Below are 23,152 nucleotides of genomic sequence, written 5' to 3' on the forward strand. Positions count from 1 at the left end.
GTAGAGCGGTTACAGTTTGAAATAATTTCACCCGCAACCTTTACATCCCCCCGAATAGACAGCCCTGCCCGCCTCATCTAGCCTAATGCTTTGTCCACCACAATAGGAGTCTGGCCATGAGTACAACAGAAGGTTTCAAGTTCGTCATCACGAATGGCGCTGTGACCGCTATGTCACGCGTTGATGGCACGCATACGGCTAGTCTGCGCCTGCCTAGCGACGCCACGTTCAGTGTGTCCGGCAGCACCATCACGGAAACCCGCAGCGGCAGCAAAGGCACGGAGACCCTGCAATTTGTGCAGGATAGTAGCGACGCCACGCTGTATCACCTGAGCACCGACGTGCAAACCTTTAACAGCAGCACCAGCGGCAGCGCTTACACCTTCACCATCAGCAACGGTGCAGTCACGGGCGTGCAGCATGTGCTGGGTACGAAATCGCATAGCGAGCCTATCGACCCGACCAGCAAATATGTGCTGGGCAGCGATGGCAAAATCGTTGAAACCAGCGTGCACGACAACGTGATCGAGACCATCACCTATGTAGCAGGCAGCACGGCAGGCCAGTACGTCATCGCCTCGGATGCGCGCACCTTTGTGCAGGCTGGCAGCGCAACTACCCTGCTCGATGTGGAAGGCTGCGACCGCGCCAAATTCACCATCGATGCCAGCGGTGCCGTCACGCAGGTGCAGCAGCTCAGATTCGATGGCAGCACCAGCACTGTGACGGTAGGCAGCAACACCACCTACAAACAGCTGGAAGCCGGGTATGTGCTGGAAGTGCAGACGCATGGCAGCCACACCAGCTACGAGGTCTACCACGACGGCAATGGCGACGGCATCTACACCGAAGTCGCCCACGGCAGCGGCAGCACGGTGGATCTGGTTGGCCTCAAGGCACAGATCAACGCCACCATAGACGGCGTGCTGTAAGGCCTTCGCGTTTTTTTAGAGAGGCAGACCGCGGTGTACCGCCGCAGTCTGCCTCATTCTTTTTTCCGCCTAGCCCGCCACGGCCAGAGTCAGCGTCGCCACATAACCGTCCGTCGCATTGCCAGTCATGCTAGCCATCTGCAGCGCATAGCCATCACTGAAGATGTTATCGGTCGCATAGCTGATCTGGGCCAGATTGCGCACGCTGGCGCTGTAACCCGTGGCCGCATACACCTCGTTCAGCGTCGCCATCGGGAAGGTGAACTGGGAGGTCTTGATGCGATTGGCCGCACTGGTACTCTTGGCCAGCGATGGATACACCTCGAAGTGCACATGCGGCATACGGCCCGAATAGCAGCCGGGGAATATGGTCTGGAAAGTCACGCTGCCATTGCTATCCGCCGCCTGCACGCCGCGCAGATAGTTCTGCGATGTGACGCCGCTCGAATACAGCGAGTAATTGCCGTCGCGGTCACAATGCCACAGGTAGACCGCACAATCGGCCAGTGCCGCACAGCTGCCGTTGGCATTCACGATCTGCAGCTTGATGGTCAGGGGGACGCCCGCTGCGGTACCGGACATGCCATTAAAACTGCTGCGGATATCGCTGCGTACCACGCCCAGCTGGGTCAGCACATTGACTACGCCACTGCTGTTGCTGTTGGTGCCGTCGCCCGGATAGGGGCCGCCGGTCTCTTCCGGAATCACGCTGCACGAACCATTACCGGTGGTCGTGCCTGTGCCCGGACTTGTCGTGCCCGTGCCCGTGCCCGTCGTGCCGCTGCCCGTCGTGGTGTCACCGGCTGTCGTGGTGCTGCTGGCGGTGGTGCTGCTACCAGCGCCACCGCAACTTGCCAGCGGCAGTGCCGAACTACCTGCCAGCAACCAGCGCAAGGTCTGGCGCCGGTCGCAAGCAAGATTGAGCATGGTGCCCAGATCTTCTGCCAAGCTGTGGCCATGAGCGTTGTCGTTCTGCTTCATCGGCGGTCCTGTTCAAACGGTAGTATTGACGAGATTGCCGCTGCTGCCGCGATTCTCCACTTTGCTGGCAAGTGCCTGCAGGAAGGCTGCCAGCTTGGAACTCGTGTCCGAGCTGCTGGTGCTGCTGGTGCTGCTAGTGGTGTCGGTGCTATCCGTGCTGCTGGTGCTGCTAGTACTCGTTGTACTGGTACTAGCAGTACTGCTGATGCCCAGCTTATCGAGCAAATTGGCAAAACTGCTCTGCAGCTCGCTCACGGCATCACTACTGCTGCTGTCGCTGCTGCTGGAGTCGCTAGAACTCGTGGTGAGTTTGGAAAGCAAACTCTGCAAGTCAGACTCCATGCGGCCCGGACCGCCTGCCCCCGGTCCGCCGCCCTGGCCTTCGCCATAAGGTGGCGGCTCGCCGCTGCTGTTGCTGCCGCTGGCGCCACTCTGCGCGTGCAGGGCGCCCATCAGGCTTTGCAGGAAGCTGCCCAGCGCATCAGACACGCTGTCGCTGCTGGTGCTATCGCTGCTGGTGCTATCGCTGCTGGTAGAACTCGCGCTGCTGGAACTGCTCGTACTGCCGGTACTGCTGCTGCCAGCAAGGCTGGCGTCATCGATACCGATAGACTTCAGGGCATCGGCAATCGCCGAGGCGAAACCGCCCCCTTCCGGCGGCTTAGGTGGTGGTGCACCACGGCTGGCTTCCGTGCCGCCGCTCGCACTACTGCCCACACGACTGAGAAAACTTAACTGGCTAGTGCTGCTACTGCTCAGGGCATTGATAGACATCATTTACTCCTTAAGGTTGGACAGCAATTCAAGGACGCGGCTGCGGCGCAACAGAACGCTCGGCCAGCTTCTTGCGTTGTTCTGGGCTTAGCACCGCCAGCAATTTCTGTTCGGTGCGCACATGCTGGAGGGCGATATTGGCCATCGCTGTGGCGGCTTCTTTCGCCAGCGCTGCGGCTTTGGCATCGTCATACTGCTCGGCACGGCCCATTGCACGCAGAGCCTCATGGGCTTTGGCAGCGGCCTTGCCCTGCTCGCGCAGGTAAGGCGCCTGCGCATGCAGGATGGCGAACACTTTGTCCTGCTGCGCTTCCGTCAGATCCAGCCCATGCAGGAATGGGGGACGCGGCCCCGCACCCATGTCATCCATAGGCGGATGGACATGTCCGGCTCCCATGCCGCCTTGCGCTCCGGGGCCTTCGCCGCGTCCATGAGGTGCATCAGGCGCACCTGCAGAGCGCGGCGCGCTGCCATCCGGACGGCGCGCCACCGCGCCATCCGGCAGCATAGGCGGATGGCCACTAGCAGCATCGATCTCCAGCTCCGTGGCGCCTGCCAGGCCTGCACCGGACAATACCGGCAGGGCCAGCAATCCCGCCAGCAAGAGTTGATATGCGCTGGCATACTTGGTTTTCATCGTTGCAATCCTTGTCTGGTAGTAAGAGTTGTCATTGTCATCGCGCTGTTTGTAAAGCAACGTTAGTCATAGGTAAATCGGTGTAAAGCCAAAGAATTGATCGACAGAAACACTTTGTAAAAGCGGGTAAAAGCCTGACAGTACGCCCGCGCGTGCTGCTATCATCGGTCTATTCTTATCTCATGTTGGGTTGCAATGAAGAGCAAGGTGCTACTGATAGACGATGATGTCGAGCTGGTAGGCATGTTTCAGGAATATCTGGAACAGGAAGGCTTCGCAGTAAAAGCCGTGCACGATGGCGAAGCCGGTACAGCCGAAGCCAACACGGGCAGCTATGCCATCGCTGTGCTCGATGTCATGATGCCGCGCATGAACGGTCTGGAAACCCTGCGCCGCATCCGCACCAACAGCCAGCTACCCATCCTCATGCTGACCGCGCGCGGCGACGATACCGACCGCATCGTCGGTCTGGAGCTGGGCGCCGACGACTACGTCACCAAGCCTTGTACGCCACGTGAACTCACGGCCCGCATCCGCGCCATCCTGCGCCGTGCCCAGAGCGCACCGCTGGACAACGGCATGCCGGCCACGCTGACCGTAGGCCAGCTCACCATGTGGCCGGAACAGCGCCGTGCTGCATGGGCGGGCAACAAGCTGGAGCTGACCAGCACCGAATTCAATCTGCTGGAAGTACTGGCGCGCAATGCCGGCAAACCGGTTAGCAAGAATACCCTGTCCGAACAGGGACTAGGCCGGCCGCTGGCGCGCTTCGACCGCAATATCGACGTGCACCTGAGCAGCCTGCGCCATAAGCTGGGCACCATCGCCGACGGCCGCTCCTGCCTGCAGACGGTGTACCGCCTCGGCTATCAGCTGATCAAGGAATAAGCCCGTGGGCCGACTGTTCTGGAAGTTCTTTGTCTGCATACTGCTGGCCCAGATCACCGCCACCCTAGGCATAGGCGGCGCCGTCTGGCTGCGCAGTCGTGCCCAGAGCGAAAACCAGCCGCACAATGTCGACACCAGCCCGCCTGCCGAAATGGCCATCAATGCCGCTGCCAGTACGCTGGAGTTCGGCGGCAGTGCTGCCCTGCGCCGCATGCTGGAGGCAGGTGGCCGTTATCATGTGTTTGCCGTGGATGAACAGAACCACGAGTTACTGGGACGCCAATTCGATGCCGCCACGGTCAGCGAAGCGCGCGCCCTGCTCAGGCGCGACGAGCGCCAGCGTGGCCTGCGCCAGTTGCGCAGTGCCGACGGCAAACTGTACCTGCTCTATCTGCCGGCGCACGGTTTCAATCTTGATCGCCCGCTACTGAAAACCCTGACGGAACCCAAGCTGCTGGAATTGCCGGGCACCCGCCCCGGTCACGAACCGCGCGGTGCAGGTCCCGCCATGCGTGACAGCGCAATGGAACGTGCTCCGGAGCCGGATCAGTCGCGCCCACCACCGGGCTACGATGGCCGCGGCGGCATGCATCGCGGCCCGATGACGCCCTGGATCCCGCTGGCCGCTGCTACTCTGGCCAGCCTGTTGTTCTCGTTCATCCTTGCGTGGTATTTCTCGCGTCCGATACGTGCTTTACGGCAAGCCTTCGATGCCGCGGCCGAAGGCGATCTGGCGCCCCGCTTTGGCAGCGGCACCGGCAGTGCCGAACTTAACGATCTGGGCCGCGACTTCGACCGCATGACTGCCCGCCTGCGCGCACTGATCGATGGACAGACACGTTTGCTGCACGATGTTTCGCATGAACTGCGCTCGCCGCTAGCCCGTCTGCAGGCGGCTATTGGCCTGGCGCATCAGCAGCCGGAGAAAATGGCGGCTTCGATGCAGCGCATCGAACTGGAAAGCGTACGCATGGACAAGCTGGTGGGCGAACTGCTGACCCTGTCGCGGCTCGAAGCGGGAGCCATCCGCACCAGTCAGGAAGAAGTGGCCATGGCCGAACTGCTGGAACAGATTGCCGATGATGCAGCCTTCGAAGCACGCAGCGTACGGCGCGAAGTGCTGCTGCAAGGCGACACGGATGTGATCGTCACAGGACAGGCGGAACTGCTGGCGCGCGCCATCGAAAACGTGGTGCGCAATGCCATCAAACACAGCCCCGAGCACGGCACTGTGGAGTTAATAGCCGAAACCGCAGGCGGACGCTGGCTGACGCTGCGCGTGCTCGATCGCGGCCCCGGCGTAGCCGAGCAGGATCTCGATACCATTTTCCAGCCCTTCTTCCGCTCCAGCAATGCCGGCGTAGAGGGCCATGGGCTGGGGCTGGCCATCGCGCGCCATGTTGTCGAAGCACACGGCGGCAAAATAAAAGCCACCAACCGCGAAGGTGGTGGCTTGTGTGTCGAACTGCGCTTGCCCCTCAAACGCTAGATCCGGCGCAACCAGACCGGCTGCGCCTTCCCACCCTGTCAGGCAGTGGTGTCGATCACGCTGCCGACGGTGTCGTAGCGCTTGTCGCTGCCGGTGTTGCTGCTATTGCTAGTGCTGCTGCCCGACTGTTGCGAACTGCTCTGCTGGGATGCCTGCAGAGCCGCTTTCTGCGCCGCTGCTGCCTGTAACGCGGCAATCTGGGCCTGTATGGCCTGTACCTGCGCTTCAATCAGCTGGGCTTTCTGCTTGCCGGCATCGGACGTGTCCTTGTTGGCTACGACCAGATCCTTCTGCAAGCTTTGCAGCTGCTTCTGCAGCGCTGCAATGGCACTGCTGCTGTCCGAGCTGCTGGTGGCGGCACTCGCCGACGTACTGGAACCTACTGCGCTAACCATCTTTACCTCCCTAAAACGTTACCATTAATCTAGTTAACGGCCACATTTGTGCAGGACATAGCCTGCGGGATGTAAAGATGGGTAAAGCCGGAATCAGGCCTTGGGCAGCGTCACGCCATGCTGGCCCTGATACTTGCCATTGCGGTCTTTGTAGGACACTTCGCAGATTTCGTCGCTCTCGAAGAACAGCACCTGCGCGCAGCCTTCACCGGCGTAGATCTTGGCTGGCAGCGGCGTGGTGTTGGAGAACTCCAGCGTCACATAGCCTTCCCACTCGGGCTCGAACGGGGTTACGTTGACGATGATGCCGCAGCGGGCGTAGGTCGATTTACCCAGACACACAGTCAGCACGCCGCGCGGAATGCGGAAGTACTCCATGGTGCGGGCCAGCGCGAACGAGTTCGGCGGAATGATGCAGACATCGCTTTTCACGTCCACAAAGGAATTCGAATCGAAATTCTTAGGGTCGACGATGGTGCTGTTGATGTTGGTGAACACCTTGAATTCATCGGCGCAGCGGATATCGTAGCCATACGACGAAGTACCGTAGGAAATGACTTTGCGGCCCTCTTCCTGACGTACCTGATCGGGGAAGAAAGGCTCGATCATCCCGTGCTGCTCCGCCATCCGGCGTATCCATTTATCGCTTTTAATCGTCATCGCAAGGCTATCCTTAAGTTCAAGGGCGGCGCCGGAGCGCCGAATGCCCGAGATTCTACGCGAAAGCCCTGCTCTGAGGCAGATTTTTCCCCGTTTCCTCTAGCAAATTGACTATCATTGCCCGCGTTTCCTGTGCCGCCAGTTCAGGCGACTCCATGGGAAACAGGTGTCCGCCGGAGATGATGCGGAAATGCCGGCCCACCAGCGCCTGTGTGTGGGCATGGCCGGACTGGCTGGTTTCCCACGAATCCGTGCCGCCAATAAACCCTATTGGCGTGGGAAACGGACGTTTCACCAGACGCGACAGGTGGTGCGGCAGACTGGCATAGATGCTGGTTTCCACCTCGCGGGTAAAGCGCAACTGCACGCCTTCCGGATGGGGCTTGAGGCCGCTGCTGATGTAATCGTGCAGCACGCCGGGCGCCCAGGCGGCAAAGATGTCCTTGCTGACAAAGTGCTGATAGGCTGATGCGGCATCTGGCCAGACGTTGCGGCGGCGGATGGAATTCTTGGCAGGCGGCACGCGGAACGCATTGCCGCTGAGTTTGATCAGGCGCCAGAACAGCGCACGCCAGCCGGCCACGACCGGCGCGTCCAGCATCACCACGCAACGCACGAGATCGGGCCTCGCCCGCGCCACCATCAGGCTGAGCATGCCGCCTAGCGAGTGGCCCACCAGTATCACCGGCTCGGCATAGCGCGCCTCGAGTTCCGCTATGTACTCATCCACCAGTTTCGGCCAGCCGTCGCTGACGGGGTAATGGGTGCTGTGACCATGCATGTCCAGCGCCTGTATAGCGAAATCCTTTTCCAGCTCGGCAAAAAATTGTCGATACACACCCGCCGGATAGCTATTGGCGTGTGCAAAATGCAGCTTGGGCTTGCTCACAAGCAGTCTCCCTATCGTTGTTATTGGACGATTGTAATGGCAGTACGGCACCAGAACTTGGGCAAAATGCTCTAATTTATTGGCCATACCAGTAGCGTGCATGGTGCTGCCGGTATGCAGTGATTTGCAAGGTTGCGTCGAAATTCAGTTCGATAGCACCAGTTTCATCCGTGCGCCAGCGCGCGATATCCTGTGCCGCATAGCGCGACCAGACCGCCGGATGGGGATGGTGGTAGCGATTGCGGTAGCCTAGCTGGAACAGCGCGTGGCGCGGCTGCACGGCCTGCAGAAATTCCGCAGTCGATGAAGTGTTACTGCCATGATGCGGCACCAGCAAGACACTGCTACGCAGCTGCTTGCCATAACGCTGCACCAGAGCGCGCTCCTGCCCTGCTTCGATATCTCCTGCCAGTAACAAGCTGCCCGCCGGACTGCTAATTCTGAGCACGCAGCTCACCGTATTTGCCCTGATTCCCCACGGTACGCCGGCAGCGACGAGCGGATGCAGCATCTCAAAGTGCACGCCATCCCAGTCCCACTGCTGGCCCGCGCTACAGGCTTGCGTATGCCGTGCCGCGCGCCGTACGGAGTGTCCAGCAGCTAGAGACGACCAGAGCGCCGTCTCTGGCAGCGCCGTGAGCAAGGCCAGCGCGCCGCCGGCATGATCGGTATCGCTATGGCTAACGATGAGGCGATCCAGCGCCGTAATGCCTCGCCCCTGCAGATACGGCAGGATGGTTCGACTACCGGCATTGGCATCCGCCCCATAGGCAGGGCCTGCATCGTAGAGTAACCGGTGATTCGCCGTCTCCACCAGCACCGCCATGCCCTGCCCCACATCGAACGCGATGACCCGCATGGCACCCGCCACCGGCGCTGTTGGCTGCACGATCAGCAAGGGAATCCAGCTTGCCAGACCCAGCCAGCGTAACGACCAGCCGCGCGGCGCCAGCAGCCACAGCGTTCCTATCAGCGCCCAGACGAACAGGGTAAATGGCGGCATAGGCGCACGCCATACCGCTAGCGGGAACCCCACCAGCCATTCAAGTATGCAAGCCAGTAGCGCGAATAATCCGTGTGCCAGTTGCAGCAGCCATGTACAGGCGGGCTCCGGCACGACGCTGCCTAACAGAGCCAGCGGCGTGATAATCAGACTCACCAGCGGGATGGCCACCGCATTGGCTAGCGGACTAAGCAGCGAGAACTGGGCAAACAGCAGCATGGTCAGCGGCACCAGTCCCAGCGTTACCGCATACTGTGCGTGGCTCGCTTCATGCAGTATTACACGCCAGCGTTGCGTCAACGTCGGTACTTTCCGTCCGCCCGGCACATGCTCGACAAGGCCGGTAGTCGAGACAGGCAGTGCGTCCCGGGTAGCTGCGCGGCCACCGCCCGCATAGACCAGCACAGCCACTGCACCGAAGGACAGCCAGAATCCCGGCCATAGTACGGCCCACGGGTCCAGCGCCACCACCAGCAGCAAGGCGCAGGCCAGAACATGGCTCAGAGCGGCTATTCGTCCGTTCCAGAGCGCAAGCGCCACTACCAGCAGCATGTACAGCGTACGCTGGGCCGGAACACCGAATCCCGCCAGCAGCACGTAGGCACAAGCTGCCACCGCACCGGCCAGCGCGGCTACCTTTTGCGCCGGCAACAGCAGGGGAAGTTGCGCCGCCGTGAAGAAGGAGCGTCTCCATAACTGCCCTGCCAGCATGGCAAACAGCCCCGCGATCATCGTCACGTGCAAACCCGAGATGGAAATCAGGTGGCTGATACCGCTACGTGTATAGATCAGCCAGTCCGGCTGGCGGATGCCGTGCTGATCGCCCACCACCAGGGCCACCATCACTGCGCCATAGCGCTGGCCTGCCAGTGCCTGCTCTATACGGCTGCGCAAGACGCCGCGCAGCGCTTCGACCAGACAGACCCCGCAGGGGACGAAAGCATCGAGCAGGCGCGCCGTCTCGGGCTTGCGCACATAGCCGGTGGCACGCAGGCCCTGCTCCAGCAGCCAGACCTCGTAATCGTAGCCATAGGGATTGGCATTGCCGTGCGGGCGCTGCAGCCGCACGGTGAACTCCCAGCGCTGGCCCGCCTTCAGATCGGGCACCAGCGAACTTACGCCGTACAGGCCGTGATACCAGCCCAGTGAAATATGCTGGGGCACACTATTGACCGTGCCGGATAACACGCGTTCGATACGGAAGTTGAACCGCACGCCCTGCTCCGTCCGGTACGGCAGGCTGTCGATGAGGCCGCTTACATGCAGATCGCGCCCTTCGTCCTGCCGCTGCAAGGCTAGCGCCAGAGCCATCTGCGCCTGCATCGCCGCCCAGAAGAAGCCAGCCACTACAGCGCAGCACAGCAGCAGCAGATGGCGCACCACCCTGTGCAGGCCCATCCTCGAGGGACAGCAGCGCAGCAATAGCGCGATGCCGGCTAGCACGGCGATGGCCTGTGCCAACTCGCGCCACGCGGGCAAACTGGCCTGCTGCTGAAGCCAGACCGCGCCGCCGACAAAGCTCAGACTGGCCAACCGCATCATCGCCTCCGGCCACGCTATGCGAGTACCTGCCGCTTCCAACGCATCTGGCCAGTCCCGCTAAAGCCCCATCGCATGGCAGCAGATCTGCGCTAAGCCTCGTTCCAGCAAAAACTTCAATATCGGGAATACTGATCGGGTTTGCTCATTATGCGCGTACGCGGCGAACGGAACGCTAAGGTGCGGCGGCAGCTGCAGCTAGCTTGAACTGCATCAAACAGGCAGCCGTGGCAGAACTGCGCGCGCATTGGCAGTGGTAGCCTGTGCCACTTCGAGCACGGGAATACCGCGCAGTTGCGCCAGTTCGGCGCCTATGCGTGCTAGCTGATCCGGGCTATTACGGCCCGGATGTATCCAGCTTGGTGAGATATCGGGCGCATCCGTTTCCAGCACGATGGACGATAGCGGCAACTCGACCGCCAGCCGCCGTATCTGCAAGGCGCGCGTATAAGTCATGGCACCGCCGAAACCGAGCTTGAAACCGGCGTCTATATAGGCTAGCGCCTGCTGCATGCTGCCGTTGAAGGCATGGGCAATGCCGCCTGCCGGACGAATCTGGCGCACATGCTTAAGCACCACATCCTGCGAACGACGCACATGTAGTAATACCGGCAGTTCGTATTCGCGGGCAATTTTGAGCTGTTCGCGCAGGAAGTGAATCTGCTTCTCGCGCATGGGCGCTTGGTTCAGCATGGGAATGAAGAAGTCCAGCCCGATCTCGCCCAGTGCCACGAAGCGCCGGTCGCGTATGGCTGCCGCCACCTGTGTGCGCAGCGTCAGCAGATCGTCTTCGCTCGCATGGGGGACATAGATCGGATGGATGCCCAGCGCGTAGCTGGCATTAGCAGCACTGCCCGCCAGTGCCGCCACGGTGGAAAAATTGGCCGCCTCGACGGCCGGAATGACGATCATTCCCACGCCCTGCTGCTGCGCCAGCACAGCCTGCCCCACGCCATCTCCGGCAAATTCGTGCGCATCCAGATGGCAGTGGGTATCGATCCACATACGCTAGTCCTGGTAAGGCTGCAGGCCGTTATCGGTCAGGCGCAGCACGCGGTCACAGCGACGCGCCAGTTCCAGATCGTGGGTGACGATGACGAAGGCCGTGCCCAGCGTACGCGACAGTTCCAGCATCAGATCGAAAATCTGCTGTGCCGTAGCCTGATCAAGATTGCCGGTCGGTTCGTCGGCCAGCACGCAGGCCGGCTGGGTCACCAGTGCACGCGCCAGCGCCACGCGCTGACGCTCGCCGCCAGACAGCTCGCCCGGAACGTGGGTGACGCGCTTGGCCAGATTGACGCGGGCCAGGATAGCCTGCGCGGCACTGGCAGCCTCGGCCCGTTTCATGCGGCGTATCATCAGCGGCATGGCTACATTGTCGAGCGCGCTGAATTCAGGCAGCAGATGATGGAACTGGTAGACAAAGCCCAGCGCAGCATTGCGCAGATCACCGCGCACGCTCTCGCTCAGGCTGGCAAAATCCTTGCCCTGCAGCGTCACGCTACCGCGCGTCGGCGTATCGAGCCCGCCCAGCAGATGCAGCAGCGTCGATTTGCCGGAGCCGGAGGCGCCGACGATAGCGACCCGCTCGCCGCGCCGCACATCGAGATCTATGCCATTCAGTACCTGTACCGAGTAGCTGCCCTGAGTAAAAGTCTTGCCCAGATTGCGGCAGGAAAGCACTAGCGGTTCCTGATTACTCATAGCGCAGTGCCTCCGCAGGTTTCACGCGGGCGGCCCACCAGCTCGGGTACAGCGTGGCCACAAATGCCAGCACGACGGCAACACCCCCGATCTTGAATACGTCTGGCCAGCGCAGGTCAGACGGCACCGTACTGATGTAATAAATATCCTTGGACAAGAACTGCACTCCCAGTAAATGCTCGATAAATGGCACGATCACGTCGATATTCAGGGCCACCAGCACGCCCAGCGCCACCCCGATAAAAGTACCCAGTATGCCCACCAGTGCACCCTGCACCATGAAGATTTTCATGATGGAACGCGGCGTGGCACCGAGCGTGCGCAGGATGGCGATATCGGCCTGCTTGTCGGTTACCGTCATCACCAGCGTCGATACCAGATTGAAGGCCGCCACCGCAATGATCAGCGTCAGGATGATGAACATCATGCGCTTTTCCGTCTGTACTGCCGCAAACCAGTTGGCGTTGAGCTTGGACCAGTCACGCATGATCAGGTCGCCCGACATGCTGTTCTTGAGTTCCTGCGCGATTTGCGGCGCCTTATGCATATCGGCCAGGCGCAAGCGCAAACCGGCGGGCGCATCGAGACGCAGCAGCTTTTCGGCATCAGTCAGATGGACGAAGGCCAGCGCGGAATCGAATTCATTATGTCCCGCTTCGAAGATGCCCACCACGGTGAACGTGCGCACGCGCGGCAATATGCCCGCCGGCGTAGGCTGGCCTTGCGCCAGTGCCAGCGTAATCTTCTCGCCCAGATTCACGCGCAGAGCACGCGCCAGTTCGATACCGAGCACGATGTTATAGCTGCCCGGCTGCAAGGCATTGAAACTGCCGCGGCGGGTCTGTTTGGCCACATCGGAAACGTTGGGCTCCTGCTCCGGCAGCACGCCACGGATGATGGCCGGACGCAGCACATCGTCGCGTACCAGCATGCCCTGCGTTTCGGCAAACGGCGCCGCGCCGATCACGGCGGGATTGCGGCGCGCTTCGGCCGCTGCGGCGTGCCAGTCCGGCATGGCGCCGCGCGCATCGAACACTTCCACGTGGGCCAGCACCGACAGCATGCGGTCGGTAACTTCCTTCTGGAAACCGTTCATCACGGACAGCACCACGATCAGGGCGGCCACGCCCAGACCGATGCCGGCCATGGAAATCAGGGAAATAAACGAGATAAAACTATTGCGCCCGCTGCGCTTGCCAGCGCGCGTATAGCGCAGGCCGACCAGCCATTCGAAGGGCAAATTCTGCATAAGACTCATGGGCTCCGGTGAAGGTTTGCATAGACGAGCCCGAAGTGTGCCACACATTGGCCCATGTGCGGGTAACCGCTTAATTAAGAACCATAAAAAACCGCGCCGCGCAGGAGACCTGCGGGGGCGCGGCTATGCTTGAATCCCTAAGAGATTAAGCGAATTTTTCGTTCTTTTGCTTGCGGCGGCCTACCAGACCTACCAGGCCCAGACCTACTGCCATCATGGCCCAGGTATCGGCTTCCGGTACTGCGCTCACACCCAGCAGAGTCTGCGAGCCAGCGTTCGAGAACGTTACATAGCTGTAGTGGTCGGTGGTCAGGTTGTAAGCCAGAGCGTTGCTGAGCATAGTTTGTGCTGCCTGAAACTCTGCAGGGCTACCAGCGTTGATCACGTATTTCTGTGCGCCGGTGGCCAGGTTGGCGTCGTCATTTGCCAGTTCCCAAAGTGCCAGCTGGAAAGCAAACTGATTGGTCGAATTACCCTGAGTGCTGGCATAGGACGACTCGAACAATTTACGCACTGCCGTGCTTGGCTGCGAATTATAGGTCGCGGTGTAGTCGCCACCATTGAAATTAATAGCAGGCTCGATGCAGTAAGCCACATATTGCTGGCTAGGCTTACCGGCGTTGACCATCTGGAATACCTGTACATCGATGCTGAAATCACCGTTCCACTCGCGGTCCTGACCGAAGAAGGCTGCGCCAGTCGCATTGATCGACTGATTGAGGTTGGCACCGGCACTGAAGTCGCTGTTGTAGACCTCAGGCGAGGCATAGCTGGCGGTGGCGAAAGTCAGGGCGGCTGCGGCGACAGCGGCTTGCATTGCTTTGTTGAAGGTAGTTTTCATAATGTAATCTTAGTTGTCTTTAGGATATTGTATCAAGAAATTTCAAATATGTGCAGGAATTTGGCTTTGGCCAACTAACGTTGTCACATTTTCACCACTTACCAGATCAGCGATCGTCGGCGCGGTAATGCCTGCCGCTTGCGCATCTTCGCGGGCCACATTGAAGTAGACGTCCGTCATGTCGGCAGTTTTGCCGTTGCTCATGACCACGCTGCTACGCTCGAGGTGGACGTTGTTATTAGCATCGACGAACGGCAGTTCCACATAGCTGACCTTCAGGCTGACCACACCGGCCTGTTCCAGCGTCATCAGTTCACCTGCATCGGTCTTGCCGTTGCTGTTGGCGTCCTGCCAGATGCGCAGGCTGCTGAACTGGACGTCCTTGGCATCGACCACACCATCGTGGTTGGTGTCGTAGTCAGCCAGTTTGGCGAAGCCGGCGCCTTTTGCGGCACCACCGAACAGTTCGCTGATGTCATCGATGCTGCCGTTGCCATTCAGGTCGACCGCGAGGAAACCATCGCTGCCCGACAGCCAGCCAGTCTGAATGGCTTTACCCGTGCCCAGCAGATCGAAGCTGCCGGTCATCGCTTCGCGGGCGATGGTGTGGATACCGTCGCCGTTCAGATCGATCGCGATCGGTGTGATGGTGGCATCCCAGCTCATGTCGTTCTTGCCCGAGGTCAGCGTGATGGTGTCGGTATGGGTCACGTTAGCGAAGTCCTTACCGTCGCCGACCACGTCGGAATCGATGGCATCGTTGCTGCCCACATTCTTCACGCCCCACTTCCAGTTACTCATGTTGTAGGTACCATGATCGGAAGCAAAGGTCACCGTCACATTGGTCTTGTCGAACACCAGATAGTAGGTGCCGGGATTCAGGTCGGCGAACTTGTAGTTACCACTAGCATCGGTCTTGATGGTCGAGCCCACCTGTTTATTGGTGGTGGAATCGAACAGCGAAACACTGATGCCGCCGATACCTTCTTCACCGGAGTCCTGCACGCCGTTGTGGTTGGCATCGCGCCACACCTTGTCGCCGATGCTGGCTTTACGGTACACGCCGGCGTCCTTGTAGCTGACATCCTGACCAGCGGCCAGCGTAATCATGTCGGTGCGGCCAGTGCTGCCGTTGACCGTGGTAATGTCCGAATTGGTGCTGGTGGTACCTGCGCCCGTTTTGGTGAAGTAGTAGCCCGTCTTGTTGGTCACTTCCACCTGATACGAGCCTGCTGCCAGACCGGTGAACTGATACTGGCCGCCGTCGTGGGTGACGGTGGTGGCTTTCAGTACGTTATTGCTGTCGTACAGTTTGACCGTCACGCCGTCAACACCGGCTTCACCGGCATCCTGCACGCCGTTGTAGTTGCTGTCTTCCCATACCAGATTACCGATGCTGCCCGACTTGATCAGACCGGCTTCGCGGGTCAGATCATTGCTACCCGAGTTCAGGCTGAACTGCGAGGTCACACCATTGGCGCCAGCGTCGGAGTCAACGGCATCGTTGCTGCCCTGATCCTGCTTGGTGAACATGTAACCGCTAGGCGCGTTGAACTTGACCGAGTATTTGCCAGGGCCCAGATCGGTGAACAGATAGGCGCCGCTGGAGTCGGTCACGTCGGTGGCAACCACCACGCCTTTTTCGTTCAGCAGCGAGACCGTTACATTGGCCGCGCCCAGTTCGGTCGACTGCTTGATGCCGTCACCGTTGGTGTCGTACCAGACTTTATCGCCGATGCTGGACTTCTGATACAGGCCGGCGTCGAGGCTGGTCACGTTCTGGCCTGCCGTTACCGTCACGGTACCCAGATTGCCGCTGGCATCTGCGTCGCTGTCGATAGTACGGTCGGTACCAGCGCCTGCCGTGGTCAGGGTGTAGCCGGTAGGCGCTTTCACGCTGACCGAGTAGGTGCCTGCTTCGACCGAGAACTTGTAGTTGCCGTTAGCATCGGTGGTGGTGGTCTTGACCACGTTACCGGCAGCATTGCGCAATTCTACCGTCACGCCAGCCTTGCCGCTGTCGCTGCCGTCATCCTGCAGGCCGTTGCCGTTCTTGTCTATCCACACCTTGTCGCCGATGGTGGCAGCTGCCACGACACCTGCATCGACCGACTTGTCGGTCTGGCCGGAAACCAGGGTCACGCTGTGCGACAGGCCATTGGCATCCACATCCGAGTCAGCGCTGTCGCTGGTACCCTGATTGGCCTTGGTGAAGGTCATGCCTTCCGGCAGCGTAGTCTTGTCGAACTGCACGGTGTACACGCCCGGCTTCAGATTGCTGAACATATAGTTGCCATCGCAATCCGTGGTCACGGCATTGCCAACCTGCTTGCCGTCGGCATCGAGCAGAATGACTTTAACGCCGGCGACGCCGCATTCGTCGCAATCCTGCACGCCGTTCTTGTTGCTGTCGTACCAGACGCGGTCGCCGATGGCGGCCGCTTTGTACAGACCGGCATCCACCGTGTTATTGACTTCCGCTGCAGCCAGTTTGACGACATTGCTGACACCGGCGCTGCTGAAATCGCTGTCTTTGGTGTCATCGGTGCCGGCATCCTTGGTGGTGAAGCTGTAGCCGCCTGGTGCCGTTACCGATACCGTGTAGCTGCCCGGATCGGCGGTGAAGGTGTAATGGCCAGCCGAGTCGGTCGTAGTGGTGGCTACAACTTTGCCGGTGGCATCCTTCAGTTGTACGGTCACGCCACACAGCCCTGCTTCGCCGCTGTCCTGCACGCCGTTACCGTTCTTGTCTTCCCACACGGTATCGCCCAGTTTTGCCTGAATCGCCATCACACCGGCGTCCAGATCGCTGTACACCTGACCCGAAGTCAGCGTGACCTGAGCCGTTTTACCGGTGCTAACGTTGGCATCCGAATCCTTGGCATCGCTCGTGCCCTGATCGGCATTGGTGAAGATGTAGTTGGTCGGCAGCGAGGTCTTGTCGAACTGCACGCTGTAAGTACCCGGCTTCAGGTTGGTGAAGCTGTAATTGCCGTTGGCGTCGGTGGTGGCGGTCGCACCGGTAGGATTACCGGCCTGATCCAGCAGAATCACTTTCACCCCGGCCACACCCACTTCGCCCGTATCCTGCAGGCCATTGCGGTTGGTATCGAGCCAGACGCGGTCGCCCAGCGTCGCGCCTTTGTAGAAGCCGGCATCGACGTTGAGGTTGCTCTGGCCCGGCGTGACGGTGACCACGTCGCTCTGGCCACTGGCGTTGATGTCGCTGTCCGCCGCATCGTTGCTGCCCGTGTGCTGGGTGGTCGCGGTCATGCCGGTAGGCGCCGTCACCGAGATGGCGTATTTACCGGCATCCACGGTGAAGCTGTATTTGCCGTCGGTGCCAGTGGTGGTGGTCTTGACGATATTGCCTTTGTCATCTTTCAGATCGACCTTGACGCCGACCAGACCTGCTTCGCCGGCATCCTGCACACCGTTACCATTCTTGTCTTCCCACACGCGGTCACCGATGGTGGCCTGCAGTGCAACGACACCAGCGTCCAGATTGTGGTTGGAGCTGCCGGACGCCAGCGTTACCTGCTGGGTGGCGCCAGTGCTGACATCGGCATCGGAATCGACGCTGCCGTCGCTGCCGGTATGTGCCGAGGTGAAGGCGTAGCCGGTGCCCAGCGTGGTCTTGTCGAACTGAACGCTATAGGTGCCCGGTTTCAGGTTGTTGAACAGGTAGTGGCCGTCAACATCGGTAGTGGTGCTGGCTACGGCTTTACCGCTAGCGTCCAGCAGAGTGACCTTCACGCCAGCACGACCGGTTTCGCCGGCGTCCTGCACGCCGTTACGGTTGGTGTCATTCCACACCACGTCGCCCAGTTCGGCAAACTTGTACAGGCCTGCATCCACGGTGGTGTTGGATTGCCCCGCCGTCAGCGTGACGCTGCCGCTCTTGCCGCTGGCGTCGATGTCGCTATCGGCCGCAGTGCTGCTGCCCTGATTCTTGGCAGTGATGCCGTAACCGCTAGGCGCAGTTACTGCGATCGAATACGTGCCCGGATCAACGGTGAAGCTGTACTGGCCGCCATCATGGCTCACGGTCGATGCCACGGTATTGCCCAGGCTGTCCTTGAGGTCAACCTTGACGCCGTCGATACCGGCTTCGCCGCTATCCTGCACGCCATTGCCATTGCTGTCTTCCCAGACGCGATCGCCCAGCGTGCCCTGCTGCACCGTCAGACCGGCACGTACAGTCAGGTTGTCGCCCGAGCTCAGGGTTACCTGGCCGGTTTTGCCGCTGCCGGTATCGGCGTCGGAACCACCGCTACCTGGCGCGCCCTGCGTAGCCGAGGTGAAGTTGTAGCCCGCTGGCAGCGTGCTCTTGTCGAACTGCACGCTGTACACGCCCGGTGCCAGACCATTGAACTGGTAATGGCCGCTGGCATCCGTCACTGCCGATGCGCCCGGCACAGGATTGCCGCTTGCATCCAGCAGGGTAACCTTGATGCCTGCTGCGCCCACTTCGCCGTTGTTCAGGCGGCCGTCGCGGTTGGTATCGATCCACACAACTTCGCTCAGCGAAGCGGGGCGATAGATGCCGGCGTCGATGTCATAATTGCTTTCGCCAGCGCCCACCGAGACAGTGGCGTTGCCGCTGCTATTGACATCGCTATCGAGGGCGCGATTGCCGCCTTTGCCTGCTGCCGTGAAGGCATAGCCTGCCGGAGGAGCAACCGACACCGTGTAGGTGCCCGGATCGACGGTGAAGCTGTACTGGCCGCCGTCATGGGTGGTGACCGTGCCCAGCGAATTGCCGGCAGTATCTTTCAGCGTCACCACCACGCCATCAACGCCCTGCTCGCCGCTATCCTGCACGCCATTGCCGTTGCTATCGAGCCAGACGCGATCGCCGATGCGTGCTGGCAGTGCAACGATGCCGGCATCCAGATCCTGATAGTTGTCGCCCGAGTTCAGGGTGACTTGCTGGCTCAGGCCGCTGCCGGCGCTAGCGTCGGAATCGAGCGCGCCATTGCTGCCGGCATGTGCCGTGGTCAGCACGTAGTTGGCGGGCAGCGTGCTGGTATCGAACTGCACGCTGTAGGTGCCCGGCTTCAGATTGCTGAAGCTGTAGTTACCGTTGCCATCGGTGACGGCGACTGCGCCAGTCGGGCTGCCGTTAGCGTCGAGCAGCAGTACTTTTACGCCCGAAACGCCGACTTCGCCGCTATCTTGCAGACCGTTCTTGTTACTGTCGAGCCAGACGCGGTTGCCCAGCGAGGCGGCCTTGTAGTAGCCAGCATCGATGTGCGCATCGTTGTTGCCGGATACCAGCGTGAACTGGTCGCTCTGGCCATTGCTGCCAACGTCGCTGTCGACGCTTGCATCGCTGCCACTATGCAGCGTGGTGGCCGTGCTGCCTGCCGGTGCCGTCACCGAGATCGAGTACTTGCCCGGATCAACCGTGAAGCTGTACTTGCCGTCCGCGCCGGTACTGGTGGTGGCGACAACTTTGCCGCTCTCATCCTTGAGTTCAACCTTGACGCCTACGATGCCGGCTTCGCCCGCATCCTGCACGCCATTGCCGTTCTTGTCTTCCCATACGCGGCTGGTCATGCTGGCCTGAACCACGGAAACGCCGGCGTCCAGATCATGGTTGACCGAGCCCGAGCTCAGCGTGACCTGCTGGGTCAGGCCGGTGCTGCTGTCAGCATCGGAATCCATCGCGCCATTGCTGCCCGTGTGGGCGCTGGTGAACTGATAACCGTCGCCCAGCGATGCCTTGTCGAACTGTACGCTGTAGACACCGGGTTTCAGGTTGTTGAACAGGTAGTGGCCGCCATTGTCGGTGGTGGTGGTGGCGACCACTGCACCGCTGGCGTCCAGCAGCGACACTTTCACGTCGGCGCGGCCGGTTTCGCCGGCATCCTGCACGCCATTGCGGTTGGTATCGTTCCAGACCGTATCGCCCAGTTCGGCGAATTTCACCAGGCCGGCATCGACCGTGGCGTTGTTCTGGCCGGCCGTCAGCGTGATGCTGCCACTGTTGCCACTGGCATCGATATCGCTGTCGGCAGCGGCGTTGCTGCCCTGCGCCTGCGCCGTGACGCCAAAACCGGCTGGTGCTTTGACGGCAATGCTATAGGTACCCGGATCAACCGTGAAGCTGTACTGGCCGCCATCATGGGTGACGGTGCTGGCGACGGTATTGCCCAGACTGTCTTTCAGGTCGACGGTGACGCCATTCAGGCCCTGTTCACCGGCATCCTGCACGCCGTTGCCGTTGCTATCTTCCCACACGCGGTCACCCAGCGTTGCCTGCTGGACTACCAGACCGGCACGCACGGTCAGGTTATCGCCCGAAGCCAGGGTTACCTGCGCGGTCTTGCCGGTGCTGGTATCAGCATCGGAGCCTGCGCCCGCCGGGCCGCCCTGCGCTGCGCTGGTGAAGTTGTAGCCGGCTGGCAGAGTGGATTTATCGAACTGCACGCTGTAGCTGCCCGGCGCCAGACCATCAAACTGGTAGTGGCCATTCGCATCGGTGGTCGCGACGGCGCCCGGCACCGGATTGCCGCTGGCGTCGAGCAGCGTGACTTTCACGCCGGCAGCGCCAACTTCGCCGTTATTCAGGCGGCCATCGCGGTTGGTGTCGATCCACACCACTTCGCTCAGGCTGGCAGGACGGTATACGCCAGCGTCGAGGTCGACATTGTTTTGGCCGGAAACGATGCTTACATTGCCACTGTTGCCGTCGGCGCCCACATCGCTATCAAGCGCGCCATTGCCGCCTTTGGCAGCACCGGTAAATACATAGCCAGCTGGAGCGGCAACCGATACCGAGTAGGTACCCGGATCCACCGTGAAGCTGTACTGGCCGCCATCATGGGTAGTGACAGAGCTGACCACGTGGCCGTCGGCAGCTTTCAGCGTAACGACTGCGCCATCAATGCCCTGCTCGCCCGCATCCTGCACGCCATTGCCGTTGCTGTCTTCCCAAACACGGTCGCCCAGCTTGCCTTGCACCACAACCAGACCTGCATCGAGGTCGGTATTGTGGTCGCCCGAGGCCAGCGTTACCTGCGCGGTCGCACCGGTGTTGACGTCGGCGTCGGAATCGGCCGCGCCATTGCCGCCCTGAGCAGCAGTGGTAAAGACGTAATTGGCCGGCAGCGTAGCTTTGTCGAACTGTACGCTGTAGGTGCCCGGCTTCAGATCATTGAAGCTGTAGTTGCCGTTGGCATCGGTCGTAGCCACAGCGCCGGTAGGCTTGCCGCTGGCATCGAGCAGCACCACTTTGACGCCCGCTACGCCCGCTTCGCCAGCATCCTGCACGCCGTCACGGTTAGCATCGATCCACACTTTGTCGCCCAGCGAAGCAGGACGGTAGTAGCCGAAATCGACGTCGTTGTTGACTGCGCCAGCTTGCAGGCTGACGGTGCTACCGGCAGCGCCGGGGTTGCCGCTAGTCGCCACGTAACCATCCGGTGCCGAAACGGAAACCGAATAAGTGCCCGGATCCACGGTGAAGCTGTACTGGCCGCCGTCATGGGTGGTCACGGTGCTGATGACCTTGCCTGCTGCATCTTTCAGGCTGACCAGCGCGCCATCGATGCCCTGTTCGCCCGCATCCTGCTGGCCATTGCCGTTGCTGTCCACCCATACGCGGTCACCCACGCTAGCCTGACGCACCACGATGCCTGCATCCAGATGCTGGGCGGTATCGCCCGAATTCAGCGTAACCTGAGCCGTCTGGCCAGTGCTGGCGTCGGCGTCGGAATCCTTGGCGGCATCGCCGCCCTGACCCTGCGTGGTGAAGTAGTAATCAACGGGCAGCGAGGTCTTATCGAACTGAACGCTGTAGCTGCCCGGTTTCAGGCCATTGAACTGATAATGGCCGTTGGCGTCGGTAGTCGCGGTGGCGCCGGTAGGCTGGCCATTCGCATCCAGCAGCGTGACTTTCACGCCGGCGACACCCGCCTCGCCATTGTTCTGGATGCCGTCGCGGTTGGTGTCGTACCAGACCGTGCTGCCCAGCGAAACGGGGCGCACCAGACCGGCATCAGCCTGGTTGTTGGTCTGGCCCGGAGTCAGCGTGATGCTGCCGGTATTGCCTTGTGCATCGATGTCGCTATCGAGACCGGCATCGGCACCGGCGCCCTTGGTGCTTGCAGCATAGCCGTCCGGCGCCTGCACAGTGACCGAGTACGTACCCGGATTGACATCAAAGTGGTATTTGCCGCTGGCGTCAGTGGTGGTGGAAGCGACCACGTTGCCGCTACCATCCTTGAGCTGCACCACGACATTGGCCAGACCGGCTTCGCCGCTATCCTGTACGCCATTGCCGTTGGTATCTTCCCAGACGAAATCGCCCAGATGTGCTTTAGGCACATTAAAAGTCAGGTGGTTCTCGGCTACGCTGGTATCGGCAGCGCCCGGGCCTACCATACCGCCCGTGTCGCGCACGTGGAAGCCGACGTCGAAACTGCCTGCCTGCGTCTGGCTTGGAACGTAGCTCAGATGGCCAGCATCAATATCGGCCACGGTGATTTCCGTGTTGGCGGTGACTTCTACGCCGTTCAGCAACAGTTTGCCGGCGCTAGGCAGCGAGCTGATGATGACCGAATTGAAGCCGTCATGTTCAACCGGATCAACAAAGCCGAAATCCGCACGTGCCAGCACCACCGCAGCACCGTTAGGCAGATCGAACACTTTATTGGCGCCGAATGGCGCGTCATTGACCGGATCGACGTTCACGGTCAGACCCAGATTGACGGCGGTGCCGCCGACCTTGTCTTCAACCACCAGATCGAGCGTGGTGAATTTACCGAACCAGTCCTTGGCCCATTCGCCGGGACGGACATAGACGGTATCTTTATCGACCATGCCGAACAAGCCGGTGTTCACAGTCGACTTGCTGCCATCTGGCAGCGTCACGGTAATCGACGTAATGGTCAGATCGGAGGTGCTATTGAAACCCGCCTTCTTGAGCAGGTCGCGTATTTCAAACGTATTTTGAGTGTCTTCAAAAACGTTAATGCTGGTTTTAACAAGCTGGATACTCATGCCAGAACCTCTACTGCAAAGCCGCTGAAAGTGGTATTCATCATTTTTTTAGTCTTTAAAAGTTGTTCTTGGATTTATTGAACTTGCCGAAAAGACTGATGACGGGGCTGGGTCAGCAGTGGCCGGCTTGACTTACATCAGGCAGATGTCTGG

General features: G+C 60.5%; 15 protein-coding genes. 3 read left to right on the plus strand and 12 right to left on the minus strand.

The window, feature by feature from the left end; all coding sequences use genetic code 11:
- Window positions 1-116: 116 nt before the first annotated feature.
- Window positions 117-932, plus strand: coding sequence for a hypothetical protein (locus tag GTP27_RS10895; protein WP_161039205.1), 816 nt, complete (start codon window positions 117-119; stop codon window positions 930-932).
- A gap of 69 nt (window positions 933-1,001) precedes the next feature.
- On the opposite strand, the gene GTP27_RS10900 is transcribed toward GTP27_RS10895, so the two are convergent.
- From GTP27_RS10900 to GTP27_RS10910, 3 genes are read right to left on the minus strand one after another with little or no spacing between them, the layout of a single operon-like run.
- Window positions 1,002-1,913 (minus strand): intradiol ring-cleavage dioxygenase, encoded by a 912-nt coding sequence (locus tag GTP27_RS10900; protein WP_161039206.1) that lies wholly within the window; start codon window positions 1,911-1,913, stop codon window positions 1,002-1,004.
- A gap of 12 nt (window positions 1,914-1,925) precedes the next feature.
- Window positions 1,926-2,690: a hypothetical protein gene (locus tag GTP27_RS10905; RefSeq protein WP_161039207.1), complete on the minus strand. Its 765-nt coding sequence runs from the start codon at window positions 2,688-2,690 to the stop codon at window positions 1,926-1,928.
- Between the two features lie 25 nt (window positions 2,691-2,715).
- Entirely contained in the window at window positions 2,716-3,324 is a 609-nt protein-coding gene (locus GTP27_RS10910) for a Spy/CpxP family protein refolding chaperone (protein ID WP_161039208.1), read from the minus strand.
- 195 nt (window positions 3,325-3,519) lie between these two features.
- Between GTP27_RS10910 and GTP27_RS10915 the strand changes: the two genes are divergently transcribed.
- Window positions 3,520-4,212 carry a response regulator transcription factor gene (locus GTP27_RS10915; protein WP_161039209.1) on the plus strand — a complete coding sequence of 231 codons (693 nt, stop codon included), beginning with the start codon at window positions 3,520-3,522 and terminating at the stop codon, window positions 4,210-4,212.
- Window positions 4,213-4,216: 4 nt separating this feature from the next.
- On the plus strand, window positions 4,217-5,701 hold the full coding sequence (locus GTP27_RS10920; RefSeq protein WP_161039210.1) for a sensor histidine kinase: 1,485 nt from the start codon (window positions 4,217-4,219) through the stop codon (window positions 5,699-5,701).
- Between the two features lie 38 nt (window positions 5,702-5,739).
- On the opposite strand, the gene GTP27_RS10925 is transcribed toward GTP27_RS10920, so the two are convergent.
- The 9 genes from GTP27_RS10925 to GTP27_RS10965 form a co-directional block, all read right to left on the minus strand.
- Window positions 5,740-6,096 carry a FlxA-like family protein gene (locus GTP27_RS10925; protein WP_161039211.1) on the minus strand — a complete coding sequence of 119 codons (357 nt, stop codon included), beginning with the start codon at window positions 6,094-6,096 and terminating at the stop codon, window positions 5,740-5,742.
- A gap of 93 nt (window positions 6,097-6,189) precedes the next feature.
- Window positions 6,190-6,756 (minus strand): dCTP deaminase, encoded by a 567-nt coding sequence (dcd, locus tag GTP27_RS10930; protein WP_155434009.1) that lies wholly within the window; start codon window positions 6,754-6,756, stop codon window positions 6,190-6,192.
- 55 nt (window positions 6,757-6,811) lie between these two features.
- Window positions 6,812-7,645, minus strand: coding sequence for an alpha/beta hydrolase (locus GTP27_RS10935; RefSeq protein ID WP_161039212.1), 834 nt, complete (start codon window positions 7,643-7,645; stop codon window positions 6,812-6,814).
- 76 nt (window positions 7,646-7,721) lie between these two features.
- Window positions 7,722-10,190: a DNA internalization-related competence protein ComEC/Rec2 gene (locus GTP27_RS10940; protein ID WP_308495240.1), complete on the minus strand. Its 2,469-nt coding sequence runs from the start codon at window positions 10,188-10,190 to the stop codon at window positions 7,722-7,724.
- A 210-nt stretch (window positions 10,191-10,400) separates the two neighbouring features.
- Window positions 10,401-11,192: a TatD family hydrolase gene (locus GTP27_RS10945; protein ID WP_161039213.1), complete on the minus strand. Its 792-nt coding sequence runs from the start codon at window positions 11,190-11,192 to the stop codon at window positions 10,401-10,403.
- Between the two features lie 3 nt (window positions 11,193-11,195).
- Entirely contained in the window at window positions 11,196-11,891 is a 696-nt protein-coding gene (gene lolD / locus GTP27_RS10950) for a lipoprotein-releasing ABC transporter ATP-binding protein LolD (protein ID WP_161039214.1), read from the minus strand.
- A complete protein-coding gene (locus GTP27_RS10955; protein ID WP_161039215.1) occupies window positions 11,884-13,149 on the minus strand; it encodes a lipoprotein-releasing ABC transporter permease subunit in 1,266 nt (421 codons plus the stop codon). Before GTP27_RS10955 ends, lolD begins: the two co-directional genes overlap by 8 nt.
- Before the next feature lie 145 nt (window positions 13,150-13,294).
- The gene (locus GTP27_RS10960; protein WP_161039294.1) at window positions 13,295-13,990 is read right to left on the minus strand and encodes a PEP-CTERM sorting domain-containing protein; all 696 of its coding nucleotides are present in this window, start codon (window positions 13,988-13,990) and stop codon (window positions 13,295-13,297) included.
- 42 nt (window positions 13,991-14,032) lie between these two features.
- Window positions 14,033-22,999 (minus strand): SdrD B-like domain-containing protein, encoded by an 8,967-nt coding sequence (locus tag GTP27_RS10965; protein ID WP_161039216.1) that lies wholly within the window; start codon window positions 22,997-22,999, stop codon window positions 14,033-14,035.
- Window positions 23,000-23,152 lie beyond the last annotated feature (153 nt).

Origin of the sequence: Duganella qianjiadongensis (assembly GCF_009857915.1) — a bacterium.
GTDB classification, from domain to species: Bacteria; Pseudomonadota; Gammaproteobacteria; order Burkholderiales; family Burkholderiaceae_D; genus Rugamonas; species Rugamonas qianjiadongensis.